Below are 12,703 nucleotides of genomic sequence, written 5' to 3' on the forward strand. Positions count from 1 at the left end.
TTTGGCATTGGGCCCTCGGCGCTGACGGAGGCCATGGGCATGCTCAACCACCATTTCGCAGCAGCCGCCTGATCGGCGCAGAGCGACAGCCTACCTCTGACTGCCGCCAATCTTTGCAACAGAGCCGGTTTCGGCGGCAGCGTGGGTGGAAGATGTGCTCGGCATGCAATGCTCCTTTTGTGAAAAATATGGCCTAGTGCCCGATATAACGCACTACGAGGGCAGATATTCCCGCTGCGGCTACTTGGGCGGAACACTCACGCCCGGGCCTAGATACAAGTATCGCCGGGCCCCACGATTATCGTGAGAACCCGGCGATGTAGTGCCTCAATGGGGTGAGACTAGTCCTTCTTCAGGGAATCCTTGATGCCGCTGATGGCGTCCTTAGCCTTATCGACACCGTCTGAGATGGTCTGCTTGGCTTCATCGACCTTGTCCTTAGCCTGGGCCTGAACCTGGTCGGCCTTGCCCTCAGATTCGAGGCGGTCGTCGCCGGTCAGCTTGCCGCCGGCTTCCTTGGCCTTGCCAGCCAGGTTGTCGAGGCCGTTTTCAATCTTGTCTTCTGCAGCCATGGTGGCTCCTTTCATCTCTCGCCTGTGCGAGCCTGGAATACAGGGATAGTTCGTAGACTTCCCTTATTGATAAGTTTACGCACTAGTCCTATAAAAGGGAACCCAGTAAGCTGAGAAAATTCTGACGACTAGCCCTGAACTGGCCAGAAGAGAAAGAAAGGTCTAGATATCCCGATCTGCTGGGAAACCCGCTACCATCGGCAGGAACTCGGGGTCGGCATAACCGTGCTGGGCATAGGCCAGGGCCACCTGCTCGGCCGCCGACTCCACCAGGTGCAGCGGGAGCAGAGCCATCACGGCCCCACCAAAACCGCCACCCACAATACGCGCTCCCAAAGCGCCAGCTGCCAGGCAAGTATCAACCGCCAGATCAATTTCGGGCCGGGAAACACGCAGTTCATCGCGCATCGACACGAAGCTCTCGGTAAAGAGCCTGCCCAGCTCCTCCCAGTCAACCTGCTCACCGGCGTCCTTGCGGCCCAGAAGATAGGCAGCCCGCTCCACCAGGGTCATATCGTGCAGGGTGTGGCGCACCCAGCCGCGCGGGAAGGTGCGGGGCTGGCCGGTCTCTTCCAGGGCAACCAGGGCACGGTTGACGGTCTGGTCCACTAGATCCAGGCGGCACTGTTTAGCCTCGCGCTCACTCATACCGGCACAGGTAAGATCCTCGGGCAGGGCATTGCGCAGGTAGTCCAGACCCATGGCCTCAGTAACCGCCTCGTTGGCCTCACGCCGTGCCGCAAACTCACCCCCCGCCAGCTCGTGCGGGGTATTCGTATTGATGACCAGCCAGCCCAAATCAGCGCTGGCCACATCAACGGTTAGCGGGTTGATAGAAAAATCGCGGAAGTCCACCACCAGAGCCTTGCCCGGGGACGAGCGCAGCGCAGCGGTCTGGTCAAGACCGCCGGTCCGAGCCCCCGCCACCTCGTTTTCGGCGCGCATGCAGACCTGGGCTAGGCGGGCACGCAGGGCATCATTGGTAGGGGAGAGGTCAGAAGGTAGCGCCTCGGTACAGTCGCACCCCTTGCGTAGGGGGCAGGAAAGATCCAGCAGGGCCAGGGCTGTGGAGCACTCCAGGGCGGCAGAGGACGACAGGCCCCCGCCCACCGGCACCTGGGAGGTAATCAGCAGGTCAGCCCCAAAGTTATGGGGCAGGGCGATATCTTTACCACCTTCCCGGTTCATGGCCCAGGCTACGCCCGCCACATAGGTGAACCAGCCCTTAAAGGTGCCCGGGGTGATCTCGCGAATCACGACCGTGCGGTCGTCCCCCGGCATCTGTAAGGACGCCGCCCGCAGTACCCCGTCGGTGCGCAACCTACCCGCCACATAGGTGCGGTAGGGCAGGGGCATGGGCATGCAGGAGCCGCCGAGGAAGTCGATGTACTCACCCAGCAGGTTGAGACGACCGGGCGCTGACCACACCCCGTCGGGCTCCACCCCGTACTTTTCAACAAAAGCAGCGCGGGCTGCCTCAACTTCGGCGCGGTGGTCTGGCAGGGTAGCCCAGGCGGGCTCAACACGGAGGGTCACGGTTTTTCTTCTTTTCGGTCGGTTGGATGTCGGGGGCTTAGGCGGTAAAGCCCTTAATAAGAGCTGTGAGCGCGGCGGTGTAGGACGCCGGTGGTTCAGCTGGCGGGGTGCTACCTGCGAGTAGGGCTCGGGTCTGCTCCTGCTCAATGAGGCTCAGACAGGTATGCATGAAAATTTCGGCGGCCTGGGCCGGCTGCGGGGTTCCGGTGGCGGCTGCAAAGTCAGTTTCAAGGGCGTCGAGCAGCGCTAGCCTATCGGGGGTGAGCGTTGCGGGGTGAAGGGCCAGGGCTAGGCGGATGACTTCGGAACATTCCTTAACTGGAATAAGTTGCCGGTAGGTGTTTTCCCCGGTGATGAGCAGGGTATCGGGGCTTGCCGGAGTGCTGGGTCCTTCTACCGTTGCCAGCATGCGGGAAGCGAGAGATGCAAGGAGCTCCTGCTTATTTTTCACGTGATAGTAGAGAGCACCGGGAGCCACGCCCAGTTCAGTAGCTAGCCGACGCATCGAAAGGTCAGCTAAGCCAAACTGGCGCAGTACATCAAAAGCGGTGTCAAGAATCTTCTCACGGGATAAAGCCACCCCCTCATTGTGACCTACTTTCGCTCCCGGCAACAGCTGGCAGTGGGCACTGTTCCCTCGAAGAGGAGTAGATTTGAACCCATGACCCTCAACTTTTCAGATCTTGCCGCCCGCCTGCGCGCAGGCGAAACTGCCTCACCGGCCGACCTTCACAACGTGCTGACCGCCAGCCCTGCCGCCACCTTCGCCCTCATGGACCTGGCTGCAGAACTACGTGCCACCCACTTCGGCTCAACCATCACCGCCACCAACCTGCTGGGCGCACCCGCGCGGCAGGTGGCGTCCGTCCGCCTGGAAGTGACCGCCCCGCTCGACGCCGACGCCCTGGCGGCTACCCTGGCTGACCTGGCCGCCGACCCCGCGGTGGAGCGCATCGACGTGGACTTTGTGGGCGTACCCGCCCTGGCCCCCATGGAGGCCCTGCGCGTGCTGGCTGCCGCCCGCCTGGCCGCACCCGCAAAAAGCCTGCACCTGGGGGAGAGTCGCGAAATGACTTTGCGTTCCCTGCAGCCTTTGGCGGTCGGTGCCCTGGATTCGCTGGTGCTGACCGTAGACCCCGCCCAGCCCCGTCTGATTTTTGAGGACCTCAAGCTCATCGTGGGTGCCGGCCTCACCATTGCCGATGCGGGCGACCGCGACCTGGTAGCTGAGTATGTAGAGCACCTGCGTGCTGCCGGGGTGGAGGATGCGGACGCCTACGCCCAGGTCGCGCTGGAGGGTGCGGCGTCCGGCGGTGGCTGCGGTGGTAACTGTGCCTGTGGCTCTGGAGGCTGTGGCGCCTAACGCTTTCCGCAAGGGGACCGCAAAACTTAAAAGGGACCGCAAAACACGAGGTCCCTTTCAAGTTTTGCGGTCCCTTTGGGTGGTGGGGGTTGTGTGGAGAAAAGTAATAATTTGAACACCGTTCAAAATCGGTGTTGACTGGTTCCATGATTGACTTCTCTGCCATCGCCGACCGCGCCCTGGCCGGACAGCCCGCAAGTCGCGACGAAGCGCTTGCCGCCCTGACCGCCAGCGACGCCGAAACCTTCGCCCTCGTCGACGCTGCCTCCCGCCTGCGCCGCCACTACTTCGGGAACACCGTCAAGGTGAACTACCTGGTCAACCTCAAATCCGGCCTCTGCCCCGAAGACTGCACCTACTGCTCCCAGCGCCTTGGTTCCGAAGCTGAAGTGCTCAAATACTCCTGGATCAAAACCGACGAAGCCGTCAAACAGGCCGGCTACGGCATCGCGGGTGGAGCCTCCCGCGTCTGCATGGTCGCCTCGGGTAAAGGGCCTACCGACCGCGACGTCGAGCGCGTTGCCACCATGGTCGAGGGGCTTAAAGAAGAACACCCCCAGGTGGAAGTCTGCGCCTGCCTGGGCATTCTCAAGGACGGCCAAGCCACCCGCCTGAAAGAAGCCGGGGTGGACGCCTACAACCACAACCTCAACACCAGTGAAGACCACTACGCTGACATCTGCACCACCCACACCTACGCTGACCGCCTCGCTACCGTCGATAAGGCCCAGAGTGCCGGGCTCTCAGCCTGCTCCGGCCTGATTGTCGGTATGAAAGAAACCGACGAGCAGCTAGTCGATGCAATCTTTGCCCTGCGCGACCTGGGCGGCGACTCCATCCCCGTCAACTTCCTCATGCCCTTTGAAGGCACTCCGCTAGCTGGCACCTGGGAGCTCACCCCCATGCGCTGCCTGCGCATCCTGGCAACCGTGCGCCTGGTCGCCCCCGAGAAAGAGCTCCGTATGGCGGGCGGGCGCGAAATGCACCTGCGCACCCTGCAACCCCTAGCCCTGCACGTGGTCAACTCCCTCTTCCTGGGTGACTATCTCACCTCAACCGGCCAGTCAGCCCTCGATGACCTGAAAATGATTCGGGACGGCGGGTTCGTGGTGCTCGGCGCCGAAGACCGCGACCTGGTCGCCGAACACGAGGACTACCTGCGCGCCCACGGCGTAGACCTTGCCCAGGAAACTGCTGTTGCGCCCGCGCCCTGCGGGGCGTCCGGTGGCTGCGGTGGGTGCAGCTCCGGGGCCTGCGGGACCCACCCGTCCGCAGGGGAGGCGGACGCCGGCGTCCGCCCCGTTAGCGAGCAGCGGGCTCCCGAGGTCCTGGTACCCGAGATCCGCCGCCGCGGGGTCGGGACGGACGCCACCCCCAACTTCTAGCCCCAGCGGGCGTCTCAAAATCGCACCTGCGGCACAGGGTCCCCCTAGGTTGAGGTACTAGAGTTAAAAGCTGGTACATCAGGTTGGTGACGAAGGAGTGGGCGTGGAAGTCCTCATTGTGATTGTGATGCTGTTGCTGGCAACGGTGGTGCTGGTAAGTGTGGGGGATAGGCTGAACCTGCCCTGGCCCGTGCTGCTGACGCTGGTGACCGCCGTGGTCATTGTGATTCCGCAGATGCCCAGCCTGCACATTGAGCCCGAGATTATTCTGCCCATCTTCCTGCCGCCCCTGCTGTGGGCTATTGGCCAACGCGTCTCGTGGGGCATGCTGCGCAGAAGCTGGCGTAGCGTCCTGATTTATTCCATTGCCCTGACCGCTGTCTCTGCCCTGGTGGTGGGGTGGGCTACCTGGATGATTGTGCCCGGCATCAGCATCGCCCTGGCGCTGGCTATCGGTGCGGCCGTCGCCCCGCCCGACCCCGTGGCGGTAGAAGCTGTGGCTGAGCCGGTAGGCATTCCCCGCCGCGTCATCTCGAATCTGCAGACCGAGGGTATCTTCAATGACGCCGTATCTCTGGTGCTCTTTCAAATTGCTCTCGCTGCCCTGACGGCTGGCACCGATCCCCAGCCCCTGTCTGCCCTCGGCAGTTTCGTCTATAGTGCTCTCGTTGCTGTGGCCCTGGGGTTAGCCCTGGGCTGGGGCGGTAGTCTGCTACGCCGCAACCTTTCCGACACCGTGGCCCGCAGTGCGCTAACTCTGGTCATTCCCTTCGGTGTTTACATCATCGCCGAGGAGCTGCATGCCTCGGGTGTGGTAGCCGTGGTGATTGCGGCAATTCAGATGGCCAGCTACAGCGCCGATCTCACCGCCGAAGAGCGCCTGGCTAACACCGCCTTCTGGAACGTGCTTGAAATGCTCGCGACCGGCCTAGCCTTTGGTCTCATCGGCCTACAGGCCGGCGAACTGCTCTACAGTGCAGACCGCAATGTGCTGACCATGGTGTGGCACGGCGTGCTGATTTCCGCGGTGGCGATTGGCACCCGCCTGGCCTGGCTCACCGTCATGTGGCTGTGGGGACGCTGGCGGGGCTCCCGTCGCACCACCCCGCGCTCCTTTGCCGAGGTGCTGGTGATGACCTGGGCCGGTATGCGCGGCCTGGTCACCCTCGCCCTGGCGCTGAGTCTGCCCGAGATGGCTGACGGCCTGCGCACCGAGGCTGTCTTTATCGTGCTGACCGTCCTCTTCTTCACCATGGTCTTCCCCGGCCTGACCCTGCCCTGGCTGGTGGGGGTGCTGGGCGTGAGTGCCACGGCTGAAAAGGACGACCACGAGGAACAGGAGCTCTTGCAGATCGCCCAGAAGGCTATGTGGAAGTCTATGTATCAAACCGTTGCTGAGAGCGGGGATCTGCAGTCCTTCGAGCAGCTCAAGCACGTGGTCACCAGTATGATGGACCGCATCGAGGAGGGTCAGAAGACCGGTGACTTCCAGGAGCGCTGGGCTGAACGCCAGCGTCAGCGCGAGTTTATGAACCTGGTGCGGCAAAAATCGGTGCTGGCCGCCCAGGCTGCGGTGCTCGATGTGCGCAACAAGTACGACTACGAAGTGGTGAGCAACGTGCTCTACCAGATTGACGTGCAGGTGCAGGCCCAGGATGCCATGGACCAGGGCCCCGGGGCGCTCACCATGTCACTGCCTAAGTCCTTCATCAACGGCGAGCACAAGCTGGATCGCGAGAAGGCAGAGCAGCTCTTTAAGACCACCGAGATGCGCATTATCTCGGCCCAAAAGGAGCTGGACGATGAAGCCCTGCGGGTGGCGACCCGTCAGCTGCCTGTAGTTGGGGGTGCGGACGCCCGCGAGCGGGAGTGATTCCGGGCACCGGCTAGGTGATACTCAAGAAATTTGCAGAATCATCACCTACTATGGGTAAGTGCTTATTCCGCTGTAGGCCTATAGGGCCTCTGGCTTAATGCCCTGGTGATGGAGGGCAAAAAGAAGGGCACAACACTCGGCAGTATATTCTCAATAAAGAATATAAATTTTTCTTACAGAATCAGGATCAATGGACACCAAAGACCTCTCCCCGGCATACTTCACCTCCCTGGCAGCCCTTTTTGCAGGCGCTTTAATGGTGGGTGCGAGTTCCACCTGGGTTTCGGTGCTGGGTTGGGTCGTACTGCTGACGGGTCTAGGCTTGAACATCTTTGCCACCCTGGTGATGGTACAGCGCCTCAAGGGTGGGCCTCTGCCCGCTATGATTGCCGGTGCGGACGCAGATGCCCAGGTAGAGTATGAGGAAGAAGAGGCGCCTGGCGATACCTACCTCTATGAGCCCGAGGCCATTACTGAGTCCCAGCCCCTGGTAGCTGCCGCAGCGCCCGCTGCTAGTGCCGGTGATGTCGCTAGCGATGATCGTATCTTCCGCTCCCGCACCCCACGCCCGCACGTCCGCTAGAACCACAGGAGAGGCCCCCATGGATACCCGTTTTCTTCTTTCTCCCGCTTATCTGGTGTCGGTTGCTGCCCTGATTGTTGGTGCAATCCTCAGCGGCACAGCCCTGATGGTGATTGGCTGGATTATTTTCATTATCGGCCTGGCTCTCAACGCCCTGGCTCTGGTGGTGCTGGCTAACCGCGAGCAGCTCTACAAGGCCCAGCGGGTTGGGGTTATTCCCAAGGCTAAAAAGCAGGGTTCGGCCGACCAGCAGTAAAAATCTAAAACTTTTTCTCTGCTTGCCAGCAGAGTACGCAAGAGGGGGCGGACGCTGATAAACGTCCGCCCCTCTTGTATGCTATCTAGGCTCTTACGCGCTTGCGTTCGGGGTGGGTAACCTTGCCGAGAACCCCGCGCGAAAAGTGGGCCAGGGCCCGGGCGATATCGGGGTCTAGCCCCTCAAAAACCGTGCGCTGCACCTCGCGGGTATAGATCGGGGTGGCTTCTCTGAAGACCTGCCGCCCCTGCTGGGTGATGAGCACTCCCTTGCCCCGCTTGTCGCTGGGCACCGAGACCTTGGTGACCCAGCCGTTTTTCTCCAGCACATCAACCTGATAGGTCAGCCGTGATGCCGAGACATTGGTGGCGCGGGCAAGGTCGCGCATGCGCACCACGGGGTGTGCATCGGTGGAATCTGTCTGTGGTGAATCTATGATTGCTGCCAGAATCCTGTAGTCTGCCAGTTTGATTTTCACCTCTTCTTTGAGGCACCTATCAAGGTGCAGGTTGAGGGTCTCTAAAGTGTTGGTGTAAATCTTCCATAGATTTTCCTGTTCTTGGGTGAAGCGAGCCGGTGTGGGGGCTGTTCCCATAGAACCTCCTCTCCTCTCTACCTGGTGGGCAGGTGTGGTTCAGGAGACTTTCTCAGAAAATCTCTATCTGGTGCCAGCCTAACGCGCAGAGTTACCTGTATGGAATATCTGTGGGAAATATTAAGACGGGTTAATGAGTTTGCGTGCGCTCACCAGTTAGGACGCCGTTTTAGTTGCGAGACAAAAATACAAAAATTTAGACACCTTAAAGAATGGCGGGAAGGGTTTCTACCCTCCCCGCCAGTGCTGTACCGGTAGGCCCGCTCTTAGGTACCCGGTGTATTCCGTTTCAGTAATTCTTCAAAAGGGGTGACCGTCAGGGCTTCTAGCCCCGGTGCCTTATAGGTTGCCGCAGGTGCCTGCCCGCCCCGCTCTTTCTCAAGGATTCCGAAGAAGGAGCCGGCGTTGGCGTCCTGAACTTCCTGTTGCTTGGCCTTGCTAGCCCCGTCTTCATCGGCCTGCTGGGCTACCTGCCCTGCGGTAGCTGCCGACCCGAGCGTCCAGAGCACCAGCTGGGCAAACTCGGTAGCTGCCTTGGTGACGCGCGGAGCCAGGTTTGCATCGGTGCCGAAGTCGTCTGTTGCGGCAAAGACGCCCGAGGGGGCTACGGTTGCCTTGAGGTAGCTAAAGAGCGGACGCATGGCCGTCTCCAGCATGAGGGAGTGGCGGGCGGTGCCGCCGGTGGCGGCAATCAGCACGGGCTTACCTGCCAGGGAGCCGTCCTCGACGAGGTCCCAGAAGCTCTTGAAGAGCCCCGAATAGCTGGCCTTAAAGACCGGGCTCACCACGATGAGGGCGTCAGCCTCCCGCACCTGATCCAGAGCGGTCGCCAGCTTGCCCATGGGGAAGCCGGTCAGGTAGTGGTTGGTGATATCGGTAGCTAGAGAGCGGAGCGAAATCTGGGTGAAGCTCGCCTCAACTCCAGCAGCGGCTAGGGCCTGGGCAGTGGCCTCGCTCAGGTTCTCACCCAGCAGGGCAGTGGTGGACGGCTCGCCCAAACCCGCCGTGACAACAACGATAGAAGGAGTGCTCATAGTTCGTGCTCCCTACTTACCCTGCTCAGCCAGGTGGGCAGCGTAGCGGGGGTGGACGGGGGCCTCTGGCACACCTGCAGGACGCAGCTTAGCGAACTCTTCGCGCAGGACGGGCACAACCTGCTCACCCAGCATGTCAATCTGGTTCAGAACTTCCTTGAGGGGCAGGCCTGCATGGTCTACCAGGAAGAGCTGACGCTGGTAGTCGCCAGCGTAGTCGCGGAAGGAGAGGGTCTTCTCAATGACCTGCTGGGGGGAGCCCACGGTCAGCGGGGTCTGGTCAGCAAAATCTTCCAGGGAGGGCCCGCCTCCATAGACGGGAGCGTTGTCGAAGTAGGGGCGGAACTTGGTGACAGCGTCCTGGGAGTTCTTACTCATGAAGACCTGCCCGCCCAGGCCCACAATGGCCTGCTCGGCGCTGCCGTGGCCGTAGTGTTCGTAGCGCTCGCGGTAGAGGTTGATCATCTGCTGGGTATGCTCCTTGTTCCAGAAGATGTTGTTGTGGAAGAAGCCATCCCCGTAGTAGGCGGCCTGCTCAGCGATCTCGGGGGTGCGAATCGAGCCGTGCCAGACGAAGGGGGCGGTGCCGTCCAGGGGCTGCGGAGTGACGGTGAAGGAGTTGAGCGGGGTGCGGAAGTTGCCCTGCCAGTTGACCACCTGTTCGCTCCAGAGCTTGCGCAGTAGGGCATAGTTTTCGATGGCCAGGTTGACGCCCTGGCGGATGTCTTTGCCGAACCAGGGGTAGACGGGGCCGGTGTTGCCGCGGCCCAGCATGAGGTCCATACGGCCGTCGGTCAGGTGCTGCAGGGTGCCGTAGTCTTCGGCGATGCGCACGGGGTCGGTGGTGGTAATCAGGGTGGTGGAGGTGGAGAGCAGGATGTTCTTGGTCTGAGCTGCGATGTAGGCCAGGGTGGTGGTCGGTGAGGACGCGATGAAGGGCGGGTTGTGGTGCTGGCCGACGGCAAAGACATCGAGGCCCACTTCGTCTGCTTTCTTGGCAATTTCAACGATGGCCTTTTGGCGCTCGTATTCGCTGGGGGTCTTGCCGGTGGTGGGGTCCATGGTGACGTCGCCGACGGAGAAGATACCGAACTGCATGGTGGTTACCTTTCGGGGTGGTGTTGTTGTTTTGATAGTTTTAATCTACCCCTAAAAACTTTCCTTGTAAAGTAACTTGCGGTCGGTGTGTTGCGCGGGTGGGGGTGTAAAAAATTTTCTATGTAAATTATTCTGGCTTGTATTTTGTGCAAAAGAGAGTAGGGTGAGGGGTGTAAGAAGTACATTAATGAATTATGTGAAGGGTTTAGTCATGGCAACCATCTCAACCGCCCAGCAACTAACCGACGCCCTCTCGGCCGGCACCAGCGTCCTTAATATCTCCGGCCGTATCACCGGCATGCCCTCCCTCAAACTTCCCGAGGGAGTCACCCTGCGCGGCGTCACCGACGATGCCGAGCTGGCTTTCGGTGCCAAGGGGCTTCAACTCACCGCTAACAACACCGTCTCCCACCTCAAAATCTCAACCTCGGTTCAAGAACTCGCCATCTTCAACTCCGACGACGTGGAAGACTTCGGAACCCTACGCCTAGAAGATGTACGCACGGTAGGGCAGGTCTTCCTCACCGCCGCTGGCTCTAACCGGGCAGGCCGCTTCGAAGCTGACGGTGTGCACGTCATCGCCGCTGACCTGCGCGGACGCACCCTGCGCCCCCATGCCTACGGTGTCGATGCCCTGCAGGGCGGCTTCACCGCCTGGAACCTGCAGAAGGACGAGGATGTCGTTATCACCGCAGAACTGCTGAACATCTCCGCGGGAACCGAAGATACCCCCGTCCGCGGCTCCGGCGTGTTCGTTGGTGGTCAAGGCACCGAGGACGGCACCCCGGCAGGAGGTACCCTCGTTATCTCAGAGCTGACCACCGGTGACATCTACACCGATGGCGGCATCGCCCCCGGCACCCCCGACCTGATCTCTGGTGGTGTCTTCCTGATCTACGGCGGTATCGCTGAGAAGGTCGTCAATCGGGGTTCCACCACCACCTACGGGCAGAACGACATGGTGCTCGATAACTGGGGCCAAGCCACCGAATGGATCTCGGAGGGACGAGTCACCTCCCACGGGCCTTCCGGCATCGGCTTCGTCAACTTCGGTGGTATCGACACCCTCGATATTCGACAGCCTATCCTTACCACCGGCAAGGGAGCTCGCGGCTTCAACCTCTACGACGGCTATCTCAAGCAAGCAATTTTCGACTCCATCGCTACCACCGGCGACGGGTCCATCGGCATTCAGGTCTCTAAGCCCCTACCGTCATTGACTGTCAAGCGCGACCTCACCACCGTCGGCGGCGAGGGTTTGAGCCTGGTACGCGGCGTCCAGGTCACCCTGCAGGCCATCGCCCTGTCCATCAAGGACGGCGGCGAGCTCGACTCCATCGAGGTCGGCGGCGAAATTTCCACCAGTGGCGATAATGTACCTGCCATTGAATCGGCTGGCTCGGTCAAGGCGTTTGCTGCCACCGCCGTCCGCGCAACGGGTGCCGGGGCGGACGCCGTCCGCTACCGTGCTGGATCCCTGCCTCTAGACGGCCTTTCCCTCTACGCCCGTGACGGTCAAACTGCCGCCGAAATCTAAAGCAGCCCTCACCGCTAGGAGGTTCCGTACTGGTCCCGGGCCAGGCGGGCAATATGAATGGTCAGATAGGTCAACTCGTCGTCCGTCAGGTTCTGCTCCAGGTGCATCTCAAGCACCAGCTTCACCTTCACCGCCGCCGCAAAGGCGCGGGGGTGGGCGTCCTTCAAACTCTCAAGGAGTAGAGGGACGCTCGTGCCGGCGTCCGCGGTCTGGGCAGCGCCAGCGCGCACAAAGAGATAGCGCAGGTGCGTGACAAAACGGGCAGCGCTCATCAGCGACCGATCCACCGGGCCGCCAAAGCCGGCCCCAATCACCTCAAAAATCTGGGCAAAAACCTCGGTCATGCGGTAGGTGCCGCCCATATCTTCCGAGGCAAACTGCGAATTCACCAGGTGCATAGCCAGGGGGATCGCCTCAATCTCAGGCAGCTCAACCCCCAGCCGCTCCTTGACCAGCTCCAGGGCACGGCGCCCAAACCGAACCTCCTGGGGGTACAGCTGAGACACCTCAAGAGCCAGCGGGTAATCCACCGCCAGCCCCTCCCTGGCCCGCACCACCGCATAGCTGATATGGTCAGCCACCGGCACGATAAAGGAATGAGAAATCGTAATGCCCTCGGCCTTGACCAAAAACTCAAGCTCGGTCGCCAAGCCCAAAATCTCAGACGGAATCTTCGCCAGCGACCCCGCCAAATGCTCATCGGGGGTGCCGTGCTCCGGCACGAAGGTCTGCTCAATGAGGGTGGGATCAACCATGTCACCCTTACGCTTACCAAACGCTAAGCCGCGACCGATAACCACCATCTGCTCGCCCGTATAGGCCTGAGCCAGAGCCACATTGTTGTTATAAATACGTGAAATGCGCAACG

Annotated in this window: 13 protein-coding genes; 6 read left to right on the forward strand and 7 right to left on the reverse strand. The window is 61.1% G+C overall.

The features are described from left to right. Positions 1 to 341: 341 nt before the first annotated feature. From L6963_RS08970 to L6963_RS11815, 3 genes are all read right to left on the reverse strand, one after another. Positions 342 to 572: a CsbD family protein gene (locus L6963_RS08970; RefSeq protein ID WP_237198233.1), complete on the reverse strand. Its 231-nt coding sequence runs from the start codon at positions 570 to 572 to the stop codon at positions 342 to 344. 162 nt (positions 573 to 734) lie between these two features. Continuing rightward, a complete protein-coding gene (locus L6963_RS08975; RefSeq protein ID WP_237207382.1) occupies positions 735 to 2,108 on the reverse strand; it encodes a galactokinase in 1,374 nt (457 codons plus the stop codon). A 37-nt stretch (positions 2,109 to 2,145) separates the two neighbouring features. Further along, the gene (locus L6963_RS11815) at positions 2,146 to 2,688 is read right to left on the reverse strand and encodes a TetR/AcrR family transcriptional regulator (protein ID WP_272878960.1); all 543 of its coding nucleotides are present in this window, start codon (positions 2,686 to 2,688) and stop codon (positions 2,146 to 2,148) included. Between the two features lie 81 nt (positions 2,689 to 2,769). Here L6963_RS11815 and L6963_RS08985 point away from each other — a divergent pair, with 81 nt between their 5' ends. The 5 genes from L6963_RS08985 to L6963_RS09005 all read left to right on the forward strand — a co-directional run bounded on the left by L6963_RS08985 (position 2,770) and on the right by L6963_RS09005 (position 7,571). Further along, positions 2,770 to 3,471, forward strand: a complete 702-nt coding sequence (locus L6963_RS08985; protein WP_237207383.1) for a hypothetical protein — start codon at positions 2,770 to 2,772, stop codon at positions 3,469 to 3,471. 146 nt (positions 3,472 to 3,617) lie between these two features. After that, positions 3,618 to 4,856 (forward strand): biotin synthase BioB, encoded by a 1,239-nt coding sequence (bioB, locus tag L6963_RS08990; protein WP_237207384.1) that lies wholly within the window; start codon positions 3,618 to 3,620, stop codon positions 4,854 to 4,856. A 103-nt stretch (positions 4,857 to 4,959) separates the two neighbouring features. Further along, positions 4,960 to 6,729 (forward strand): cation:proton antiporter, encoded by a 1,770-nt coding sequence (locus tag L6963_RS08995; protein ID WP_237207385.1) that lies wholly within the window; start codon positions 4,960 to 4,962, stop codon positions 6,727 to 6,729. A 193-nt stretch (positions 6,730 to 6,922) separates the two neighbouring features. After that, positions 6,923 to 7,315 (forward strand): hypothetical protein, encoded by a 393-nt coding sequence (locus L6963_RS09000; protein ID WP_237207386.1) that lies wholly within the window; start codon positions 6,923 to 6,925, stop codon positions 7,313 to 7,315. 19 nt (positions 7,316 to 7,334) lie between these two features. After that, complete coding sequence (locus L6963_RS09005) at positions 7,335 to 7,571, forward strand: hypothetical protein (protein ID WP_237205136.1); 237 nt, start codon at positions 7,335 to 7,337, stop codon at positions 7,569 to 7,571. An 85-nt stretch (positions 7,572 to 7,656) separates the two neighbouring features. Here L6963_RS09005 and L6963_RS09010 read toward each other — a convergent pair whose 3' ends face one another. The 3 genes from L6963_RS09010 to L6963_RS09020 form a co-directional block, all read right to left on the reverse strand. Next, positions 7,657 to 8,166 (reverse strand): MarR family winged helix-turn-helix transcriptional regulator, encoded by a 510-nt coding sequence (locus L6963_RS09010; RefSeq protein ID WP_237207387.1) that lies wholly within the window; start codon positions 8,164 to 8,166, stop codon positions 7,657 to 7,659. 266 nt (positions 8,167 to 8,432) lie between these two features. Further along, entirely contained in the window at positions 8,433 to 9,200 is a 768-nt protein-coding gene (locus L6963_RS09015; protein ID WP_237207388.1) for a CE1759 family FMN reductase, read from the reverse strand. A gap of 12 nt (positions 9,201 to 9,212) precedes the next feature. Beyond that, positions 9,213 to 10,298 carry an LLM class flavin-dependent oxidoreductase gene (locus L6963_RS09020; RefSeq protein ID WP_237207389.1) on the reverse strand — a complete coding sequence of 362 codons (1,086 nt, stop codon included), beginning with the start codon at positions 10,296 to 10,298 and terminating at the stop codon, positions 9,213 to 9,215. Positions 10,299 to 10,509: 211 nt separating this feature from the next. Between L6963_RS09020 and L6963_RS09025 the strand changes: the two genes are divergently transcribed. Further along, entirely contained in the window at positions 10,510 to 11,835 is a 1,326-nt protein-coding gene (locus tag L6963_RS09025) for a hypothetical protein (protein ID WP_237207390.1), read from the forward strand. A gap of 14 nt (positions 11,836 to 11,849) precedes the next feature. On the opposite strand, the gene L6963_RS09030 is transcribed toward L6963_RS09025, so the two are convergent. Beyond that, positions 11,850 to 12,701, reverse strand: coding sequence for a PRD domain-containing protein (locus L6963_RS09030; protein ID WP_237207391.1), 852 nt, complete (start codon positions 12,699 to 12,701; stop codon positions 11,850 to 11,852). Positions 12,702 to 12,703 lie beyond the last annotated feature (2 nt).

Source organism: Rothia nasimurium (assembly GCF_928392795.1).
GTDB classification, from domain to species: domain Bacteria; phylum Actinomycetota; class Actinomycetes; order Actinomycetales; family Micrococcaceae; genus Rothia; species Rothia nasimurium_F.

Coding starts and splice junctions, on each gene's coding strand:
- L6963_RS09005 (WP_237205136.1), top strand. CDS start 7,335: ATGGATACCCGTTTTCTTCTTTCTCCCGCTTATCTGGTGTCGGTTGCT.
- L6963_RS09010 (WP_237207387.1), bottom strand. CDS start 8,166: ATGGGAACAGCCCCCACACCGGCTCGCTTCACCCAAGAACAGGAAAAT.
- bioB (WP_237207384.1), top strand. CDS start 3,618: ATGATTGACTTCTCTGCCATCGCCGACCGCGCCCTGGCCGGACAGCCC.
- L6963_RS08970 (WP_237198233.1), bottom strand. CDS start 572: ATGGCTGCAGAAGACAAGATTGAAAACGGCCTCGACAACCTGGCTGGC.
- L6963_RS09025 (WP_237207390.1), top strand. CDS start 10,510: ATGGCAACCATCTCAACCGCCCAGCAACTAACCGACGCCCTCTCGGCC.
- L6963_RS09000 (WP_237207386.1), top strand. CDS start 6,923: ATGGACACCAAAGACCTCTCCCCGGCATACTTCACCTCCCTGGCAGCC.
- L6963_RS09015 (WP_237207388.1), bottom strand. CDS start 9,200: ATGAGCACTCCTTCTATCGTTGTTGTCACGGCGGGTTTGGGCGAGCCG.
- L6963_RS09020 (WP_237207389.1), bottom strand. CDS start 10,298: ATGCAGTTCGGTATCTTCTCCGTCGGCGACGTCACCATGGACCCCACC.
- L6963_RS08985 (WP_237207383.1), top strand. CDS start 2,770: ATGACCCTCAACTTTTCAGATCTTGCCGCCCGCCTGCGCGCAGGCGAA.